Consider the following 14,377-nt stretch of genomic DNA (forward strand, 5'->3'; position numbering starts at 1 on the left):
CTTAGAAAACGCCCCACCTCAAATCAGAGAGGCACTTGCTAAGACAGGTTCGGCTGGGCCCGGATTCCCGGACCCAGCCTGAATTTAACGGGGCATTTGCGCCCCCAAAGCCGATTACTTCAGTTCGACTTCGGCGCCAGCTGCTTCCAGCTTGCCTTTGATTTCTTCGGCTTCGTCTTTCGACACGCCTTCTTTCACGGCTTTGCCACCTGCTTCGACCAGTTCTTTGGCTTCTTTCAGGCCCAGACCGGTGATGCCGCGGACTTCCTTGATCACGTTGATCTTGGAGGCGCCGGCCGATTTCAGGATGACGTCGAATTCGGTCTGCTCTTCAGCAGCTGCGCCACCGGCGTCGCCACCAGCTGCCGCCATCATCACAGCGCCACCAGCGGCGGGCTCGATGCCGTATTCGTCTTTCAGGATGGTTTTCAGTTCTTGAGCTTCCAGCAGGGTCAGACCTACGATTTGCTCAGCAAGTGCTTTCAGATCAGCCATTTTACTGTTTTCCGTTCGTTTAGATGTGTTCCAACGTGAAGGTTCTTACCCCACGCAGATCAAAAGGTTGCTTACGCGGCTTCCGCCTTCTCTTCGATGGTCGAAAGAATGCTCGCGATATTCGAAGCAGGAGCGCCAATCGCGCCGGCGATATTCGATGCAGGTGCGGCGATACAACCAACGATCGAGGCAATAAGTTCCTCGCGCGAAGGCATTTTCGACACGGCTGCAACGCCGTCACGATCCAGAGCGTTCTCACCCATTGCACCGCCGAGGATTTCGAATTTCGAATTATCCTTGGCGAAGCCCTCGGCCACCTTGGCAGCTGCCACGGGGTCCTCGGAATAGGTCAGAACGGTCATACCCGAAAGGTAGTCAGCAATGCTTGCGCAGGGCTTTCCTTCCAGAGCGATTTTGGCGAGCTTGTTCTTGGCGACACGTACGGACCCACCGGCTTCGCGGGCGCGAGCACGAAGGTCCTGCATCTCAGCAACCGTGAGACCTGCGTAGTGGGCTACGACCACAACGCCAGAGCTTTCAAAGATCTGGCCGAGTTCGTCGACCAACTTCTCTTTTTGTGCTCTATCCACAGTTTCACTCCAATTATGGGGGTTTCCCCCCGGCTCTTCACTGCCGGGCAAGCCCGGCGACTAAGTCCGAATTACGGGGCAAAGCCAAAATCGCCCGAGGAACCCAGGCTGAATTGGTTATTCCCGTCTCAGGCAGGAAATTAAGGCACCAAATGACACCACCCACCGTCTTGGACGAAACAAAATAAAGCGCACGAAGAATCGCACGCTTTATTCCGCAGTGCTGTCTAGACCAGTTATCGGGGGTTTCCAAGAGGGGAAGGCAAAATATTTCTCATTCCTGCCCTCGCTCTTGGACGCCAAAAATTCCGTCACCAAAAAATAAGGACGCCAAAAGGCGCCCTTATCTCAAATCAGTTCGAAGTTCGCTTACCCGACGTTTGCCGACGACACGTCGATGCTGACGCCCGGACCCATGGTCGAGCTGATCGCGATCTTCTTCATGTAAGCGCCTTTGGCTCCCGTCGGCTTGGCCTTGGCAACGGCCGAAACGAACGCCTTGACGTTCTCGACCAGCTTGGCTTCATCGAAGGATGCCTTGCCAACACCAGCGTGAACCACACCGGCTTTTTCGGCGCGGAACTGAACTTCACCACCCTTGGCGGCAGCGACAGCCTCTTTCACATCCATGGTCACGGTACCGACCTTGGGGTTCGGCATCAGGTTGCGCGGACCCAAGATTTTACCCAGACGACCGACAACAGGCATCATATCCGGGGTCGCGATGCAACGATCGAAATCGATCTTGCCGCCCTGGATGGCTTCCATCAAGTCTTCGGCGCCAACGATATCCGCGCCTGCGGCCTGAGCTTCTTCTGCCTTGGGGCCACGGGCGAACACGGCGACGCGCACGGTTTTGCCGGTGCCGTTGGGCAGGCTGACAACGCCGCGAACCATCTGATCGGCGTGACGAGTGTCGACGCCCAGATTCATCGCGATTTCGATGGTTTCATCGAATTTGGCGTTGGCATTTGCCTTGACCAGTGCGACCGCTTCTTCAACGGTCAGATTTTCTTTGCCTGCGAAAGCTTCGCGGGCAGCGGTGGTGCGTTTTCCAAGCTTTGCCATCTTACTTCACCTCAATGCCCATGGACCGGGCGGACCCGAGGATGATCTGCATCGCCGCTTCAATATCGTTGGCGTTCAGGTCTTTCATCTTGGCTTCGGCGATTTCTTTCACCTGAGCGACACTGACCGAACCCACGGTTTCACGACCGGGCGTCTTGGCGCCCGACTTCAGCTTGGCAGCTTTTTTCAGGTAATATGACGCGGGCGGCGTCTTGATGTCCATGGTGAAGGACTTGTCCTGATAATAGCTGATGATGGTCGGGCACGGTGCGCCCGCTTCCATGTCCTGCGTCTTGGCGTTGAACGCCTTGCAGAATTCCATGATGTTGATGCCGCGCTGACCCAGCGCCGGACCAACCGGCGGGGACGGGTTTGCTTGACCGGCGGGCACCTGCAGTTTCAGTGTGCCGACGAGTTTCTTGGCCATGTGGCCTCTCCTTTTTCCAACACCCCTCGAACGCGATCTCGGGGCTGCTCAGTTGTGTGGTCTGGTCTGGACATCGCGATGCCCTCGCCTCCCACGTCGGGGGCCGCCACGACTGGCGGCCATTCGATCAGATCTGTTTGGTGACCTGAGCGAAATCCAGTTCGACCGGGGTTTCGCGGCCAAAGATCGACACGGAAACTTTCAGCTTCTGCGAATCTTCGTCCACTTCCTCGATCATGCCGTCGAAATCTTCGAACGGGCCGTCGTTGACCTTGACCCTCTCGCCCACTTCGAAGCGGATCAGCGTACGCGGCGCTTCTTCGCCTTCCTGCACGCGGTTCAGGATCTGGTTCACTTCTGCGTCACGCATCGGCATCGGGCGGCCTTGCGGACCCAAGAAACCGGTGACGCGGTTGATCGAATTGATCAAGTGATAACCTTGGTCGCTCATTTCCATCCGCACCAGAACGTAACCGGGCATGAAACGGCGTTCGGTTGTCACCTTCTTACCGCGGCGCACCTCGATCACTTCTTCGGTCGGCACCAGAACTTCATCGATTTCGTCCTGCAGACCGTTTTCTTCTGCGGATTGACGAATCTGCTCGGCGACTTTCTTCTCGAAGTTCGAGAGAACGCTCACCGAATACCAACGCTTCGCCATCTTGATCCCGTCCTTGCATCCACGCGCCCCAAAGGGCAGAAATTCCAATCAATTCCGAGCTTTCGCCCGTTTCTCCCGAAAATAAAAAAGCGGCGTGCAACTCGAATCGCCGCACGCCATTTCCGGATGAGGCCTGTCACCTACCCCCGAACCCTTTCGAATTCAAGAGAAAAGGCATCAAACAAAGGCCCCAGACCTTAGCCGAACATCGACAACAGTCCGCGCAACCCGCCCTTGATCGCCAGATCGACCAGCGCAAAGAAAATCGCGGTCACCGTCGCCATGATGAACACCATCACGGTGGTCAGCAACACCTCGCGCCGGGTCGGCCAGGCGACCTTGCCCACTTCGCTGCGGACCTGCTGAATGAACTGAAGCGGATTTGTGCGTGCCATGCTTTCGTCTTTTCTGTCTGGGATGGGCCGCAGATACGCGTATCCCGGGGTGAATTCAAGGGGGCTCAGACCGGCAAGCTGCCGCTCAGCACGTAGCGCAGCATTTCGACCACCTGACGCGGTTCCTCGGCCACGGCCAAAGCGGCGGCGTCGACCTCTTTCAAAGCGTGCTGATGATCAGGTCCGTGCAGCACGATCAGCGACTTTCCCAATGCGGCGGCATAGCCCGCATCAAAGGCCGCGTTCCATTGTTTATACTTGTCGCCGAACCGCACCACCACGATATCCGCATCGGCAATACCTTTACGGGTGCGGATCGCGTTCAGCTTGGCCCCCTTGTGATCGTGCCAGAATTTGTCCGGTTCCGCCCCCATGATCGCCACGCCGCAATTGTCGCTGGCATCGTGATCGGTCACCGGTGCGCTGAATTCCACATCCAGCCCAGCGGCCCCGTCGATGATCTGTTCGCGCCAATCGGTATGGATTTCACCAGACAGATAGATTTTCAACGTCATCAAAGCCTCCGTTTTCGCTAAGGTCATGGTAACCCGCTTCGCCGTCAAAGCCCAGCATAAGACCGGGTTGCGACGGTCATTTCCGGCGCACGACCAGATAGCGACTGGGCGGACGGGCCGGAAAATTCCCCGACTCGATAATCTCGAAACCGGCTTTTTCAAACGCCCGTTCCAAAGCGCCGATGGAAAAGAACCGCACGAAAGGCGCCTTGCCCAGCAATTGCATTAACGGCAAGGCCAGCTTGATCGCCCGCAGCTTCAGCGACCCACCGGATTCGGCCAGACAGACAGTTTTCGAAATGAACACCCCGCCCGGTTTCACCATGTCGCGAATATGCGCCAAAGCCACATCAATGTCTTCGATCAGATGCAACAGGTTGAATGCCATGACAACGTCATAAGGATCTTCACGCAACTCTGCATCGTCAACATCCGCCTGCACGAAATACACGTTATCAGCGTTGGCTTCAGCGGCGCGAGTCTTGCCGATCTGCACCATTTCAGCTGCCAAATCGCTGGCGACGACAACTCCGGCGGACCCGGCCAAGTTCACGGCAGTGGTCCCGGTACCACATCCCAGCTCCAGAACCCGGTCGCTCTGCTTCAGATAAGACCGGGTCCGTTCCAATGTATATTCATACGAATCCATGTCGCGGATTGGTGTTTCGGCATAACGATGGGCCATCTTGTCCCAAAATTTGGCGGCGCTTTGCATGGCGGTTCTCCTTCATGACGCAACATAGCCATGCATAAATCCATTAGAAATTGCGGAATTTCGCAGGTGCTTTATACGTATTCGCATGGAAAACACCCTGCTGCCCTTCGACTGGAACCATGTCCGCGCGTTTCTTGCAACCGCCGAAGAAGGCTCGCTTTCTGCCGCTGCGCGCAAACTCCGGCTGACCCAACCGACACTGGGCCGACAGGTCGCAGCCCTCGAGGATGAGCTTGGGCTGATGCTGTTCGAACGGGTCGGGCGCAGCCTGATCCTGACCCGCGCCGGGACTGAACTTCTCGAACATGTCCGAGCCATGGGGGACGCTGCCAGCCGGGTGGCGCTGGTCGCTTCGGGCCAATCACAAGCAATCGACGGGCTGATCCGGATCACCGCCTCGGATATATTTTCCGCCTTCGTGTTACCACCGGCGCTGAAACAGTTGCAGCTACAGGCCCCACGGTTGCAGGTTGATATCGTTGCGACCAACGATATCAGTGACCTGATGCGACGCGAAGCTGATGTCGCGATCCGGAACCTGCGGCCCGAACAACCCGACCTGATCGCCCGGTTGGTGCGCGAGGCTTCGGCATATTTCTATGCGTCCACTGAGTATCTCGACCGGATGGGACGCCCTCAAAGCCTGGACGATCTGGCAGATCACGATTTCATCCATTTCGGCGATGCCGAACGAATGTGCGAATATCTGACCCCGCTGGGTCTGCCGGTCACCACCGATAATTTCCGCATCGGGTCTGGAAGTGCTTTGGTCGGCTGGGAACTTTCGCGTCAGGGCTTTGGCATCGCCACGATGGACGAAGCCGTGGCGCGGTTGGTGCCTGGCATGGAAAAGATTCTGCCCGAACTTGAGCCTGTTGTTTTCCCGGTTTGGCTGGCCACCCACCGCGAATTGCATACCAGCCGGCGCATCCGGCTGGTCTTCGACCTGCTGGCCGATTTCCTGTCGAAAAGCAGCGAGATCCGCCCCTGACGGTTCATCATGCCCCCCCTGCCCGCGTTCCATAAGCAAAGGGCCACCCCAAAGGCGGCCCTTGCAAATCCCGCAGCGGGATATTCCCGCCACGCATTCAGCCGCGCAGCACCCCGCCGGTCGCCTTGCTGACCTTCTCGACGATCTTGGCGGCCACCGCTTCGATGTCTTTTTCCTTTAGCGTCGTTTGGGTCGGCTGCAACCGCACGGTGATGGCGATGGACTTCTTGCCCTCGCCTAGGCTGCCGCCGATGAACTGATCAAACACCCGCACGTCTTCGATCAGCGCCTTGTCGGCCCCGGCTGCGGCATTGACCAGGGTCAGCGCCTCGATCTGCGCATCCACCACGAAGGCGAAATCGCGTTCCACCGCCTGCAGATCGCGCAGTTCCAGCGCCGGGCGCGTGGCCGCTTTCTTCTTCGGCAACGGCACCTCTTCGGGCCAGATGGTGAAACCCACGGCAGGGCCTTTCACGTCCATTTCGGCCAACACCTTGGGATGCAATTCGCCAAAGACGCCCAGCACCTTTTTGGGCCCCAGACAAATCTGGCCATGGCGGCCCGGATGCCACCAGCCTTCACCATTGCGCAACACCTGCACCTTGGCGGGCGCCCCAATGGCGGCCAAAACCGCCTCGGCATCGGCCTTGGCGTCATAGACATCGACCGGACGCGACGCGCCATGCACATCCTTCGGCCCGCTACGCCCGACCAACAGGCCGGTCACTTGCAACCTCTGTTCGCCCGGTTCGCCACCGGCAAAGGCCGGGCCGCATTCAAACAGCGCCAGATCATGGAAGCCGCGCGCCTGATTGCGGGCTGCCGCCTGCAACAGGCCGGGCAACAGATCGGGGCGCATATGGCTCATCTCGCTGGAAATCGGATTTTCCAACATCGTTGCATCCGATCCCCCACCGAACAGCAGGGCCGAAGCCCGATCGATGAAGGAATAGGTCACGCATTCATTATAGCCCAACTGCGCCGCAGTGCGCCGTGCCATCTGTTCGCGCACCTGTATCGGAGACAGGATCGGACGCGGCACACCAACCGAGGGTCGCGCCAAGGGCTTCGGTTCCAGCTTGGTCAGCGATGCAATCCGCGCCACTTCTTCGACCAGATCGGCCGGGCCTTGCACATCGGGGCGCCAACTGGGCACGTGGGCCAGATTGCCTTCCATCCGGAACCCCAGCTTGGTCAGGGTCTGACGCTGTTCGGATTCAGGAATATCCATGCCGACCAGCGATACAACCCGACCCGCATTCAGGGTATAAGCTCGCGCCACATCCGGCACCGACCCGGCCACCACCACGTCGGACGCTTCACCGCCGCAAAGATCGAGGATCATCTGCGCCGCGTCTTCCATCGCCTGCATGTTATAAGCAGGATCAATGCCACGTTCGTTGCGATAGCGCGCATCGGTGTTGATCTTCAGTACGCGGCCAGTCTTGGCGATCTGGATCGGGTCCCAGACAGCAGCTTCGAGAAACACATCGACCGTATCCAAGGTACAGCCTGATGCCAAACCGCCCATGACGCCGCCAATGGATTCAACGCCATTTTCGTCGGAAATCACCACGCAGCCTTCGGGAAAGCTGTATTCCTTTTCGTCCAGACCGACCATGGTTTCACCACCCTTGGTGCGATGCACATGCAAGGTGCCCTTGACCTTGCCAGCGTCAAACACGTGCAGCGGCCTGTTGCGGTCATAGGTGAAAAAATTGGTCACATCGACCAGCGCCGAAATCGGTCGCAGCCCGATCGCCCGCAACCGCTGTTGCAGCCATTCCGGGCTGGGCCCGTTTTTCACGCTCCTGATCAGTCGCCCCGCAAACACTTCGCAGCCGTCTTCTTGTGCATCTGCGTCGATCACCACCTTGATCGGGCAGGAATATTGGCCTTCAACGTCATGTGCAGCAACCGGCTTCAGTTCGCCCAGACCTCTTGCCGCCAGATCGCGGGCAATGCCGCGCACGCCCAACGCATCGGGACGGTTCGGCGTGATCGCGATATCGATCACCGGATCGACCTTGGCCGGATCGTTTTCGGCAAGCCAGTCGATAAATTTCTGCCCGACCTCGCCCGAGGGCAGTTCGATAATACCGTTGTGTTCGTCCGACAGTTCCAATTCGCGTTCCGACGCCATCATACCGTGACTTTCGACGCCGCGAATATTGCCGACGCTCAGCGTCACATCGATGCCGGGTACGTAATCGCCGGGCTTGCACAGGACCACGGTGATGCCTTCCCGCGCGTTCGGTGCACCACAGACGATCTGCTTGTCGCCCTCGTCGGTTTCCACCGTGCAAACGCGCAGTCGATCCGCATCAGGATGCTGTTCGGCATGTTTGACTTTGGCCAGCGTGAAGGAGGCCAGTTTCGAGGCCGGGTCTTCGACCTCTTCCACTTCAAGACCCAGATCGGTCAGCGCGTAAAGGATTTCATCCAGAGACGCCTCGGTTTCGAGGTGTTCTTTCAGCCAGGAAAGGGTGAATTTCATTTTATGTCCTCCAAAGGCACCGCTCAGCGGTCTGCCAAATCCTCAACCAGTTCGAAAGTTTCGAACACCAGCATCATTTCAGGGTCAAAACCGCCATCACGCCTGAAAGCAGCTTCATGCCGCTTGCGCCAGGCATCCAGCGTATTGTCTTCGCCTTCGGTCACAGCCATCGCTTCGGTGACATCGCAAAACCGGATCTGTTGAACCGATACGGTGCGGATGATCAAAGCAGCTGTGCCATCCCAGTTGGCGGCAATGTCGTGACGGCCCACCTTGGGCAATGCTTCGGGGTCACCATCGAATTCGGCCAAAGCCGCGCTATTTGCGGTTTTCTTACCCGCACGCACCAATTCCAGCAAAGCGTCGGATTGGACCTTTTCATCGCTGAAAGTGAACGTTCCCGCCCCCGGATAGGTAACTTGCAGGTCTTCCATTTCGTCAATCATTGCTTAATTCCCAATCGCAGAGCTGGCGCGTTCAATGCCGTCGGATAACAGGCAACCATCTCGACCGTCCCGCAAGAAACGATCGTGGTGGATCACCGCGACAACCCACCGTGCAAGGTCGGCACATCAAGCGATGCAAACCCGTAATGGCGCAGCCAGCGCAGGTCGCTGTCAAAGAACGCCCGCAGGTCGGGAATGCCGTATTTCAGCATCGCCAGCCGGTCGATCCCCATGCCGAAGGCAAAGCCCTGCCATTCGTCCGGGTTCACGCCCGCAGCCGACAAAACATTCGGATGCACCATACCCGAACCCAGAACCTCCATCCAATCGTCGCCTTCGCCGATCTTCAACTGTCCATTGACCCAGGAACATTGGATGTCAACTTCGGCCGAGGGTTCGGTGAATGGGAAATGCGACGCCCGGAAACGGGTCTTGATACCGTCGATTTCGAAAAACGCAGCAAAGAATTCTTCCAGCACCCATTTCAGGTTCGCCATCGAAATATCTTTGTCGATGGCCAACCCTTCGACCTGATGGAACATCGGCGTATGGGTCTGGTCGTAATCGGAGCGATACACCCGGCCCGGCGCGATCACCCGGATCGGTGCGCCCTGTTTTTCCATCGCCCGGGTCTGCACCGGGCTGGTATGAGTACGCAGCACATGCGGCGGGCGGTCGTCGCCTTCGGCGCGGTGCATATAGAACGTGTCGAATTCCTGCCGCGCGGGGTGATGCGGCGGAATGTTCAGACTGTCGAAATTGTACCAGTCGGTTTCGATCTGCGGCCCTTCGGCCACGGCAAAGCCGAGATTAGCAAAGATCGCGGCCACTTCTTCGCTGACCTGGCTGATCGGGTGAATGCTGCCCCGACGGTCGCCACGCCCCGGCAGGGTCACATCCAGCCATTCTGTGCGCAACCGTTCATCCAGCGCGGCATCGGCCAGCGCGGATTTCTTCGCCGCCAGCGCCGAGTTGAGTTCGTCCTTCAGCGCGTTGAGCGCGGGACCGGCCACCTGACGCTCTTCTGGGCTCATCTTGCCCAGCTCGCGCATTTTCAGGCTGACTTCGCCCTTTTTACCCACCGCCTGAACGCGGATGTCTTCCAAAGCGGCTTCATCGCCCGCATCGGCAATGGCGCTAAGGTATTTCTGTTTCAGATCGTCCATCCGATCCCTCCAATTCCGTTAAGCCCCTGCTACCCAGCACAGGCCCAAAACGCAAGAAGCCGCGAGACCCCAAAAGGTCCGCGGCTTCTTTAAACTTGATCCCGGTGCGGGATTTACGCGAGCGCGGCCTTCGCCTTTTCGACGATGGCACCGAACGCTTCGGGTTCGTGCACGGCCAGATCGGCCAGAACCTTACGGTCGACTTCGATACCGGCCAGGCCCAGACCGTTGATGAAGCGCGAATAGGTCAGCGCTTCGTCATGGCTGCGCACTGCGGCGTTGATCCGCTGAATCCACAATGCGCGGAAATTCCGCTTGCGGTTCTTACGGTCGCGGGTTGCATATTGGTTCGCCTTGTCGACGGCCTGACGGGCGACCTTGAAGGTATTCTTGCGGCGGCCATAATAACCTTTGGCTGCCTTGATGACCTTCTTGTGACGGGCGTGAGTTGTGGTACCACCTTTAACGCGGGACATGTCTGCTCTCCTCTCTTAGCGGTCGTAGGGCATGAAGCCCTTGACGGTTTTTGCGTCGGGAGCCGACAGCGTGGTGTTGCCGCGTGCGTCGCGGATGAATTTCTTGGTGCGTTTGATCATGCCGTGGCGTTTGCCGGCCTGACCCCCCAGGACCTTTCCGGTCGCGGTCACCTTGAAGCGCTTTTTGGCGCTCGACTTCGTCTTCATCTTGGGCATTTTCGTCTCCTTGTCATTCAACGATTACACGCGACTCGGCATGCCTCTACCGGCCGGCCGCGCAGACAGGCCGCCCCTTTACGAAGGAACCGCCACGATTGCAAGCGAAAATCAGTTCAAAAACCGCCCGACCACCCGGACATAAGCCATCGGGATATCGGCAAGGTCGACGCCATCCGCTTTCAGTACATAAGCGTATACCGTCAACGCAACGCCCAGCAGAAGGCTCAGCACCGGCACCCGCGGTATCACACCATCGCTCCAGTTCGACACGATCGACGGGATCGAAAGCCCTAAGACCGTCACGCCAACGACCAACACGAGATCGGAATCCATTGTTCCCTCCACACCTCTAAAGGGCAAGGTTACTCCGGGTCGGTAGCATAGATCAAATGTTCCGCGCAGGGGGCAACCCGCAGAATGTTGGTGGTGCCGGTCACGTTGAAGGGAACCCCGGCAGTGACAAGAATCTGATCGTCTTCACCAGCATAGCCACCCATCCTAGCCGCGCGGGCCGAATTGACCACCGCCTGCTTGAACCGGTCAACGGGTTCTTTGATGACCACGCAATCGGTGCCCCAGGTCAGGGCAAGACGTCGCGCGGTGTCCCGCAAGGGCGTCATCGCGATGATTGGCACCCGCGGCCGTTCGCGCGCCACCAGCGCAGCGGTCGTGCCAGATTGGGTAAAACAACAGATTGCCTTGATATGAGTGGTTTCGGCTATTTCACGGGCAGCGGCCACAATGCCGTCGGCAACGGTTTTACGATCCGCCGACCGCGACGCATCGATGACATCGCGATAGGTTTCGTCGCTTTCGACCTCGATTGCGATATCGTCCATCGTTTTGACGGCTTCGACCGGGAAATCCCCCGCTGCCGATTCCGCGCTCAACATGATGGCGTCGGCGCCTTCGTAAATCGCATTCGCCACGTCGGACACTTCGGCACGGGTCGGCATCGGCGATTCAATCATCGATTCCAACATTTGGGTGGCGACGATCACGGGCTTGGCCGCCTTGCGGCATTTGCGGATCAGCCGTTTCTGGATCGGCGGCACGTTCTGCACCGGCAATTCGACGCCCAGATCGCCGCGCGCCACCATTACCCCGTCACTGACCTCAAGGATTTCGTCAAAGGCTTTTACCGCCGCCGGCTTTTCGATCTTCGACAGGATCGCGGCCCGGCCATTGGCCAATTGCCGGGCTTCCCAGACGTCTTCGGGCCGCTGAACAAAGCTCAGTGCGAGCCAATCCACCCCCAGTTGACAGACGAATTCAAGATCTTTGCGATCCTTTTCCGACAGCGCCGCCAGCGGCAAAACCACATCGGGCACATTGACCCCTTTGCGGTTCGAAATCATGCCGCCATTGATCACTTCGCATTCCGCAAATTCTGCCCCGCAATCGGTCACCCGCAACCGGATCTTGCCGTCATTGACCAACAGGCCTGCCCCGACTTCAAGCGCTGCAAAAATTTCCGGATGCGGCAGGCAAACCCGAGTCACATCGCCCGGTGCCGGGTCCAGATCCAACCGGAACGTCGCGCCGTTTTCCAGCATTTCTTCGTCATTGGCAAAAACCCCGACACGCAGTTTGGGCCCTTGTAGATCGGCCAGAATACCGATCGGATTATCCAGATCGCTTTCGACCTGACGAATCATCGCATGGCGTTCGCGGATTTCATCGTGGCTGCCATGGCTCATGTTCAACCGGAACACATCGGCCCCAGCTTCGTGCAGTTTGCGGATCATTGCATAATCGTTCGAAGCCGGCCCAAGCGTCGCCACGATCTTCACATTGCGAAAGCGTCTCATTCCGTCTCCTGATTGCGGCAGATTGTGTTAACGCTAACTTATAGCGATTGTGGCGATACAGACAATTCCCATTTGCTGCATTCTGCCGTACAGGGACATGAAAGGAAGTGAAACTTTCATGACTTACGAACCTTATCGCATAATCGGGGCCGACCGCCCGTCACGTTGGCTGATCACCTGCGATCACGCCGCCAACACCGTGCCGCCCTTTGTCAACGATGGCCAACTGGGTCTGGGCCAGAGCGACATGGAACGCCACATAGCCTATGATGTCGGCGCGGCGGGACTAACCGAAGCGCTGGCCGAAGCGATGAACGCGCCCGCAATCCTGTCGAATTTTTCGCGTCTGGTGATCGACCCGAACCGGGGCGAAGACGACCCGACCCTGTTGATGAAACTGTACGATGGCACCATCATCCCCGCCAATCGTCATGCCGGTTCAGAAGAGCTGGAACGCCGGTTAAACGGCTGCTATCGTCCTTATCACACCGCGCTGGCGGAACTGGCGGGGCGGCGTGACGATACTGTCATCCTGTCGGTGCACAGTTTCACCCGGCAATTACAGGGCCGTGATCCCCGGCCTTGGCATATCGGCGTACTGCATGCCTCCGATACCCGGCTGGCCAAGCCGCTGCTGCGGTTGTTGCGCGACGAAAAAGACCTTTGCGTGGGCGAAAACGAACCTTATGGCGGTCACCTGCCGGGGGATGCGATTGCGCGTCACGCGATTGCCTATCAGCGCCCCAATATCCTGATCGAACTGCGCAATGATCTGATCGAAACCGAAGACCATCAGGTCGCGTGGGGCCATCGGTTGGCCCCGATCATGGAACAAGCGCTGGCACAAATCGGAGTTTGAGGCGTGATCGCGCCGATTTCCATGCCCGCCCGGTTTCAAGACACAAAACTTGGACGGGAGCTAATCAAGCGCGACCCGACTGCCCGCGATTCGCACCACCGGCACCAAGGACGGGTCAAAACCTGCCAGACAGCGGGTATTGACCGCCCAACCGTCAAATGGCTGCATTCCCTCGGCCCGTTCTTGCCGGGTCGGTTCTGAAGGGCGGCGAAAGGGTAAAATCCCACAACGGGGACAAAAATAGTCCTTGGCCGTGCCACTGCCCCATTGATACAGCCGTAAATCGTCCAAATCCGGGTGATGCAGCGTCAATGCCCTATCCGGCACCCGAAAATTCAATGCCCCGCGCTGATGACAGATAGAACAGTCGCAAACCCGGACATGGTCGATATCTGCGGCGACTTCGAAGCGGATGAAGCCGCAGTGACAGCCGCCCTGCCAGACCCGCGCTGTCATTCCAGATCCTTCAACCCCTGCCGCGACTTTGCCAGACCGGCCTGAAAGCGTTCCCCGTCGCCATAATCCACAAAGCCGGTATAATGATCATGCGGACCATTGATCCGGTCGGAATGCTTTATCGGACACCAATAGGCTTCGGTCCGGCCGGCGATTTCGCGGGTATACCCGATCACCCCGTTGCAATAGCCGCAATAGATGCAATTCAGTTTCTGCAATCCGTTGAGATAAGCCAGATGTTGACGATCGATCCGAATATGATCGCGGCGACGTACCTTGGGGATGCCGTAAACCGGGAAACAGATCGCGTGGTAGATGGTCACGAACATGTCCAGAATGGCAAAGGGCACGATCAGCGCATAGATCACCGGCGCGGACAGCACCACCATCGGCCTTGTCCGGGCCAGAAAACGCAGCAGCTTCACCCGCAATTGCCGGTGCTGCGTACGCACCTCATCGTCAAAAACCACACGCCCGTTTTCCAACTTGTAGCGGAACGCGCGGCGACGCTTGGACAGCTCTACCTCGACCTGTTCCTGCAATTCGCGGATACGCTCAAGAAGGGTTTCGGCTTTGTTGCTCATGCGGGG

General features: G+C 58.2%; 19 protein-coding genes. 2 read left to right on the top strand and 17 right to left on the bottom strand.

The genetic code is table 11. From position 1 onward, the window contains the following. Positions 1-114: 114 nt before the first annotated feature. From rplL to TG4357_RS10285, 8 genes are all read right to left on the bottom strand, one after another. Positions 115-495 (bottom strand): 50S ribosomal protein L7/L12, encoded by a 381-nt coding sequence (gene rplL / locus TG4357_RS10250; protein ID WP_058262804.1) that lies wholly within the window; start codon positions 493-495, stop codon positions 115-117. 71 nt (positions 496-566) lie between these two features. Next, positions 567-1,085, bottom strand: coding sequence for a 50S ribosomal protein L10 (rplJ, locus tag TG4357_RS10255; protein ID WP_058262805.1), 519 nt, complete (start codon positions 1,083-1,085; stop codon positions 567-569). A gap of 369 nt (positions 1,086-1,454) precedes the next feature. Then, complete coding sequence (rplA, locus tag TG4357_RS10260) at positions 1,455-2,153, bottom strand: 50S ribosomal protein L1 (protein ID WP_058262806.1); 699 nt, start codon at positions 2,151-2,153, stop codon at positions 1,455-1,457. 1 nt (position 2,154) lies between these two features. Then, entirely contained in the window at positions 2,155-2,580 is a 426-nt protein-coding gene (gene rplK, locus TG4357_RS10265) for a 50S ribosomal protein L11 (protein WP_058262807.1), read from the bottom strand. A 127-nt stretch (positions 2,581-2,707) separates the two neighbouring features. After that, complete coding sequence (nusG, locus tag TG4357_RS10270) at positions 2,708-3,241, bottom strand: transcription termination/antitermination protein NusG (protein ID WP_058262992.1); 534 nt, start codon at positions 3,239-3,241, stop codon at positions 2,708-2,710. A gap of 197 nt (positions 3,242-3,438) precedes the next feature. Beyond that, positions 3,439-3,636 (bottom strand): preprotein translocase subunit SecE, encoded by a 198-nt coding sequence (gene secE / locus TG4357_RS10275; RefSeq protein ID WP_058262808.1) that lies wholly within the window; start codon positions 3,634-3,636, stop codon positions 3,439-3,441. A 65-nt stretch (positions 3,637-3,701) separates the two neighbouring features. After that, positions 3,702-4,151, bottom strand: a complete 450-nt coding sequence (locus tag TG4357_RS10280) for a YtoQ family protein (RefSeq protein WP_058262809.1) — start codon at positions 4,149-4,151, stop codon at positions 3,702-3,704. A gap of 76 nt (positions 4,152-4,227) precedes the next feature. Next, positions 4,228-4,866: a class I SAM-dependent methyltransferase gene (locus TG4357_RS10285; RefSeq protein ID WP_058262810.1), complete on the bottom strand. Its 639-nt coding sequence runs from the start codon at positions 4,864-4,866 to the stop codon at positions 4,228-4,230. Between the two features lie 85 nt (positions 4,867-4,951). Here TG4357_RS10285 and TG4357_RS10290 point away from each other — a divergent pair, with 85 nt between their 5' ends. Continuing rightward, entirely contained in the window at positions 4,952-5,857 is a 906-nt protein-coding gene (locus tag TG4357_RS10290; protein ID WP_058262811.1) for a LysR family transcriptional regulator, read from the top strand. 97 nt (positions 5,858-5,954) lie between these two features. Here the strand turns inward: TG4357_RS10290 and pheT are convergent, their stop codons facing one another. The 7 genes from pheT to pyk form a co-directional block, all read right to left on the bottom strand. Next, on the bottom strand, positions 5,955-8,354 hold the full coding sequence (gene pheT, locus TG4357_RS10295) for a phenylalanine--tRNA ligase subunit beta (RefSeq protein WP_058262812.1): 2,400 nt from the start codon (positions 8,352-8,354) through the stop codon (positions 5,955-5,957). Between the two features lie 23 nt (positions 8,355-8,377). After that, entirely contained in the window at positions 8,378-8,800 is a 423-nt protein-coding gene (locus TG4357_RS10300; RefSeq protein ID WP_058262813.1) for an ASCH domain-containing protein, read from the bottom strand. A gap of 92 nt (positions 8,801-8,892) precedes the next feature. Continuing rightward, complete coding sequence (gene pheS / locus TG4357_RS10305) at positions 8,893-9,966, bottom strand: phenylalanine--tRNA ligase subunit alpha (protein ID WP_058262814.1); 1,074 nt, start codon at positions 9,964-9,966, stop codon at positions 8,893-8,895. 113 nt (positions 9,967-10,079) lie between these two features. Then, complete coding sequence (rplT, locus tag TG4357_RS10310) at positions 10,080-10,442, bottom strand: 50S ribosomal protein L20 (protein WP_058262815.1); 363 nt, start codon at positions 10,440-10,442, stop codon at positions 10,080-10,082. A gap of 15 nt (positions 10,443-10,457) precedes the next feature. After that, complete coding sequence (gene rpmI, locus TG4357_RS10315) at positions 10,458-10,658, bottom strand: 50S ribosomal protein L35 (RefSeq protein ID WP_058262816.1); 201 nt, start codon at positions 10,656-10,658, stop codon at positions 10,458-10,460. A gap of 111 nt (positions 10,659-10,769) precedes the next feature. Then, positions 10,770-10,994: a hypothetical protein gene (locus TG4357_RS10320; protein WP_058262817.1), complete on the bottom strand. Its 225-nt coding sequence runs from the start codon at positions 10,992-10,994 to the stop codon at positions 10,770-10,772. Between the two features lie 29 nt (positions 10,995-11,023). Next, positions 11,024-12,472: a pyruvate kinase gene (gene pyk / locus TG4357_RS10325; protein WP_058262818.1), complete on the bottom strand. Its 1,449-nt coding sequence runs from the start codon at positions 12,470-12,472 to the stop codon at positions 11,024-11,026. Between the two features lie 118 nt (positions 12,473-12,590). On the opposite strand from pyk, the gene TG4357_RS10330 reads away from it, so the two are divergent. Continuing rightward, positions 12,591-13,331, top strand: a complete 741-nt coding sequence (locus TG4357_RS10330) for an N-formylglutamate amidohydrolase (RefSeq protein ID WP_058262819.1) — start codon at positions 12,591-12,593, stop codon at positions 13,329-13,331. 60 nt (positions 13,332-13,391) lie between these two features. Here the strand turns inward: TG4357_RS10330 and TG4357_RS10335 are convergent, their stop codons facing one another. Both TG4357_RS10335 and TG4357_RS10340 read right to left on the bottom strand, forming a co-directional pair. After that, entirely contained in the window at positions 13,392-13,787 is a 396-nt protein-coding gene (locus tag TG4357_RS10335; RefSeq protein ID WP_058262820.1) for a GFA family protein, read from the bottom strand. Next, positions 13,784-14,371, bottom strand: coding sequence for a hypothetical protein (locus tag TG4357_RS10340; protein ID WP_058262821.1), 588 nt, complete (start codon positions 14,369-14,371; stop codon positions 13,784-13,786). The genes TG4357_RS10335 and TG4357_RS10340 overlap by 4 nt, the downstream gene beginning before the upstream one ends. Between the last annotated feature and the right edge of the window lie 6 nt (positions 14,372-14,377).

The organism is Thalassovita gelatinovora, assembly GCF_001458355.1.
Taxonomy (GTDB): domain Bacteria; phylum Pseudomonadota; class Alphaproteobacteria; order Rhodobacterales; family Rhodobacteraceae; genus Thalassobius; species Thalassobius gelatinovorus.

What these genes read in the sequence shown, in the direction of transcription:
- rplL (WP_058262804.1), bottom strand. Translation starts at nt 495, where the DNA reads ATGGCTGATCTGAAAGCACTTGCTGAGCAAATCGTAGGTCTGACCCTG.
- rplA (WP_058262806.1), bottom strand. Translation starts at nt 2,153, where the DNA reads ATGGCAAAGCTTGGAAAACGCACCACCGCTGCCCGCGAAGCTTTCGCA.
- rplK (WP_058262807.1), bottom strand. Translation starts at nt 2,580, where the DNA reads ATGGCCAAGAAACTCGTCGGCACACTGAAACTGCAGGTGCCCGCCGGT.
- nusG (WP_058262992.1), bottom strand. Translation starts at nt 3,241, where the DNA reads ATGGCGAAGCGTTGGTATTCGGTGAGCGTTCTCTCGAACTTCGAGAAG.
- secE (WP_058262808.1), bottom strand. Translation starts at nt 3,636, where the DNA reads ATGGCACGCACAAATCCGCTTCAGTTCATTCAGCAGGTCCGCAGCGAA.
- TG4357_RS10280 (WP_058262809.1), bottom strand. Translation starts at nt 4,151, where the DNA reads ATGACGTTGAAAATCTATCTGTCTGGTGAAATCCATACCGATTGGCGC.
- TG4357_RS10285 (WP_058262810.1), bottom strand. Translation starts at nt 4,866, where the DNA reads ATGCAAAGCGCCGCCAAATTTTGGGACAAGATGGCCCATCGTTATGCC.
- TG4357_RS10290 (WP_058262811.1), top strand. Translation starts at nt 4,952, where the DNA reads ATGGAAAACACCCTGCTGCCCTTCGACTGGAACCATGTCCGCGCGTTT.
- pheT (WP_058262812.1), bottom strand. Translation starts at nt 8,354, where the DNA reads ATGAAATTCACCCTTTCCTGGCTGAAAGAACACCTCGAAACCGAGGCG.
- TG4357_RS10300 (WP_058262813.1), bottom strand. Translation starts at nt 8,800, where the DNA reads ATGATTGACGAAATGGAAGACCTGCAAGTTACCTATCCGGGGGCGGGA.
- pheS (WP_058262814.1), bottom strand. Translation starts at nt 9,966, where the DNA reads ATGGACGATCTGAAACAGAAATACCTTAGCGCCATTGCCGATGCGGGC.
- rplT (WP_058262815.1), bottom strand. Translation starts at nt 10,442, where the DNA reads ATGTCCCGCGTTAAAGGTGGTACCACAACTCACGCCCGTCACAAGAAG.
- rpmI (WP_058262816.1), bottom strand. Translation starts at nt 10,658, where the DNA reads ATGCCCAAGATGAAGACGAAGTCGAGCGCCAAAAAGCGCTTCAAGGTG.
- TG4357_RS10320 (WP_058262817.1), bottom strand. Translation starts at nt 10,994, where the DNA reads ATGGATTCCGATCTCGTGTTGGTCGTTGGCGTGACGGTCTTAGGGCTT.
- pyk (WP_058262818.1), bottom strand. Translation starts at nt 12,472, where the DNA reads ATGAGACGCTTTCGCAATGTGAAGATCGTGGCGACGCTTGGGCCGGCT.
- TG4357_RS10330 (WP_058262819.1), top strand. Translation starts at nt 12,591, where the DNA reads ATGACTTACGAACCTTATCGCATAATCGGGGCCGACCGCCCGTCACGT.
- TG4357_RS10335 (WP_058262820.1), bottom strand. Translation starts at nt 13,787, where the DNA reads ATGACAGCGCGGGTCTGGCAGGGCGGCTGTCACTGCGGCTTCATCCGC.
- TG4357_RS10340 (WP_058262821.1), bottom strand. Translation starts at nt 14,371, where the DNA reads ATGAGCAACAAAGCCGAAACCCTTCTTGAGCGTATCCGCGAATTGCAG.